Annotated in this window: 4 protein-coding genes; all 4 read left to right on the top strand. The window is 61.7% G+C overall.

The genetic code is table 11. The features are described 5' to 3' along the window. Window positions 1-542: arginyl-transferase family protein (locus B4F73_RS14800; RefSeq protein WP_290483639.1), on the top strand; the 542-nt coding region annotated here is incomplete at its 5' end. Between the two features lie 50 nt (window positions 543-592). Continuing rightward, on the top strand, window positions 593-1,702 hold the full coding sequence (locus tag B4F73_RS14805) for a TRAP transporter substrate-binding protein (protein WP_290483640.1): 1,110 nt from the start codon (window positions 593-595) through the stop codon (window positions 1,700-1,702). An 18-nt stretch (window positions 1,703-1,720) separates the two neighbouring features. After that, window positions 1,721-2,386: a TRAP transporter small permease subunit gene (locus tag B4F73_RS14810; protein ID WP_290483641.1), complete on the top strand. Its 666-nt coding sequence runs from the start codon at window positions 1,721-1,723 to the stop codon at window positions 2,384-2,386. Continuing rightward, window positions 2,376-3,316, top strand: a 941-nt coding sequence (locus B4F73_RS14815) for a TRAP transporter large permease subunit (protein WP_290483642.1), incomplete at its 3' end; no start/stop codon positions are given. The genes B4F73_RS14810 and B4F73_RS14815, both read left to right, overlap by 11 nt.

Below are 3,316 nucleotides of genomic sequence, written 5' to 3' on the forward strand. Positions count from 1 at the left end.
GCTGCAATGCCTGTCGCAGCGTGCGCGTACCGACGCGGGATTTCGAACTGTCGCGCAATGACCGGCGCACCCTGAACCGCAATGCCTCTCTGATCCGCCGCCCGGTCGAGGCCCAGCCGAGCCGCGAGCAATACCGGCTGCTGAAATCCTATGTGAAAACCCGTCATGATGGTGCCGGCATGTCCGACATGTCTTATCGGGATTACAGCGCCATGGTTGGCGGCAGCCCGGTGCAAAGCCTGATCTTCGAATATCGCGATGGCGTGGAAGAGGACGCGCCTCTGGTCGCCGCCTCGATCACGGATGTGCTCCGGGATGGCTTTTCGATGGTCTACACGTTCTTTGATCCGGAGCTGACCTCGAGGGGACTCGGCCATTACCTCATCCTCGATCACATTTTGCACGCGCAGGATCTGGGCCTGCCGCACGTGTATCTTGGCTACTGGGTGAAGGGCAGCCAGAAGATGGACTACAAGCGGCGCTACAAGCCGCTCGAAGTGCTTGATGGCGACGTGTGGCGTCCGCTGGGCGACGATGAATGACACGGTTTAGCCTTTAGCCCGGCCAAGACCGGGGAGGCATGGGGAGATAGATGATCCATAGACGCAACCTGCTGGGTGCAGGCGCACTCGGCCTTGCCGGCGCGGCTGCTGCTTTTGCCAATCCCGAAAAGGCGGCCGATCTCACTGCGCCGGCTATTGCGCGCAATCGACGCCGATTCAACATGGTCACCACCTGGCCCAAGGGCCTGCCGGGGCTTGGCGAAGCGGCCGAGCGCGTTGCCCAGCGCATCCAGCAAATGTCCGAAGGCCTGATGGAAGTGAAGGTCTATGCGGCCGGCGAACTCGTCCCGCCTTTTGAGTGCTTCGATGCCGTCTCGAATGGCTCGGCCGATATGTATCATGGCGCCGAATACTACTGGACGGCCAAGTCCAGCGCCTATCCGTTTTTCACCGCTGTTCCCTTCGGTATGACCGCACAGGAACTTATGGGCTGGATTGATTTCGGCGGCGGCCAGAAATTATGGGATGAATTGTCAGCCCAGTTCGGAATCAAATCCATCCAGGCCGCAAATACCGGCCATCAGATGGGCGGCTGGTTCCGCAAGGAAATCAACACGCTGGATGATCTTGTCGGACTCAAGATGCGCATTCCGGGTCAGGGCGGCGACGTCCTGCGTGCACTGGGCGGCTCCTCGGTCGCACTGCCGGGCGGGGAAATCTATCAATCCCTGCAAACCGGAGCGATCGACGCGACGGAATGGGTTGGCCCCTGGAACGACTATTATCTCGGCTTTCACCGCGAGGCGCCATACTACTACGGACCCGGTTTCCACGAACCGGGCGCAAGTCTCGCAGTTGGCATGAACCTCCGCGTCTGGGACGGTCTCACGCCTGGCGAACAACAGATCATCAAGGCCGCCTGCGAGAGCGTGAATCACACATCGCTTGGCGAGTTCACCTACCAGAATGCGGTCCATCTGGACCTGCTTAAACGCGAACATGGCGTCCAGATGCGCAGCTTTCCAGACGAAGTCGTCAGCCGTATGGCCGAAGCCGCCTGGGATGTCCGCGCGGCCTCCGGAAGGGATGGGATCGAGAAGCGTATCTATGAGAGTTTCGAGGCAGGCTTGAAGTTGATGCGTGGCTGGGCCGACGTGTCCGAAGGGCCGTACTACGCCGCCCGCAATTCGAACAAATAGGCCGGGGGCGGGCTGGGTATGTCTCCGGAGATCTTCCTCACGCTTGGCGGGGCATTGAAATGGCTGGGGCTTGCCCTGTCACCGTTGCTCTTGCTGCCACTGATCGTCACGATCTGGCCAGACCCAGTCGAGCGGATCGCCAAATGGTTGAGCGCGCGCATTGATGCGGTCTCTGGCTGGGCGCTTGGCGGCGCGATCGCCGGCGCGATCATTCTTGTGGGCGCGCAATTGCTGGTTGTGCTGCTGCGCTATGCCTTTGGCCTCTCATTCACCTGGTTGAACGAGATCGTGATCTATGCCTTCGCCGCCATGTTCATGCTCGGCTCGGCCTCAGCTCTTCGAGACGATGCGCATGTGCGGGTCGATATTCTCAGGCCCCGCTTTGGCGCGCGCAGGCGCAACTGGATCGAATTGGCGGGCATATATCTGTTCCTCTTCCCCATCTGCATCCGCCTGCTGGCGATGACCGAACAAGGCCTTGCCCGCAGTTGGGCACTGTTCGAAGGCTCGCGGGAATCCGATGGCTTGCCCCTGCTCTTCCTGTTCAAGACGCTGTTGCCAGCCTTTGCCGTGCTGATGCTGGTTCAGGGCTTGTCAGAAGCGCTGAAAGCCGCTCTGCGCCTGACCGGAAAGCTGGAAGATGTGGCCGAGGAAGAGCCCCATGGAGGCGTCCATGGAACTTGAAGTCATCCTGGCCCTCTCCATGTTCGTCTGCGCCATTCTCGCACTATTGGCAGGGTATCAGGTCGCGCTGACGCTTGGCGGCATAGCGTTGCTGTTCGCTCTGGTCGGAATTGGTCTTGGCGTGTTCGACGAGGCATTCTTGCGCAATCTGCCGAGCCGCATAATGGGCGGCTCGATCATGCAGAACCAGACCCTGATCGCGGTTCCACTTTTTGTGTTGATGGGCGTTATCCTGGAGCGCTCGCGTGTCGCGGAGGACCTGCTCCATATTGCCAGCCGTCTGTTGGGGAAGGTGCGCGGCGGGCTCGGCTATGCCGTGGTGCTGGTAGGCGCCTTGCTGGCGGCATCCACAGGCATTGTCGGCGCGACGGTCATCACCATGACGCTGATTGCCCTGCCCACCATGATCCGGCAGGGCTACGACCCGCGTCTCGCCACCGGCACGATTGCCGCCTCAGGCACGCTGGGCCAGATCATCCCGCCTTCCATTGTGCTCATCCTGCTGGCCGATGCGATTTCGAACGCCGCCAGCCAAGCGAGCCAGGCCACTGGCTCTGCCGGTTCTTTTGTCGTGTCGGTCGGAGACCTGTTCGCCGGCGCGCTGATTCCGGGCTTCCTGCTGGTGGGCCTCTATCTCGGCTGGATCGCACTGACCGCCATTCGCCACCCGGAGCGCTGCCCGCCGGTACAGGATGATGACAGTCCGCCGCTAACCACGAAGGAAGTTGCTTTCGGGCTCGGCGCGCCGCTCCTGTTGATCGTGGCCGTGCTCGGCGCCATCCTTGGCGGGGTGGCCCCACCCACCGAAGCCGCCGCCATTGGCGTGGCTGGTGCCGTCCTGCTCGCAGGCCTGCGCCTTGCCGATGACGATCATGAGCGCCGCATCACATGGCTGCTCATGGCGGGCCTCGGCAGTGTCATCGCGATCAT

The organism is Hyphomonas sp. UBA3601 (genome assembly GCF_002375605.1).
Taxonomy (GTDB): domain Bacteria; phylum Pseudomonadota; class Alphaproteobacteria; order Caulobacterales; family Hyphomonadaceae; genus Hyphomonas.

Excerpts from the sequence above, each read along its gene's own strand:
- B4F73_RS14810 (WP_290483641.1), top strand. The coding sequence starts at position 1,721 with ATGTCTCCGGAGATCTTCCTCACGCTTGGCGGGGCATTGAAATGGCTG.
- B4F73_RS14805 (WP_290483640.1), top strand. The coding sequence starts at position 593 with ATGATCCATAGACGCAACCTGCTGGGTGCAGGCGCACTCGGCCTTGCC.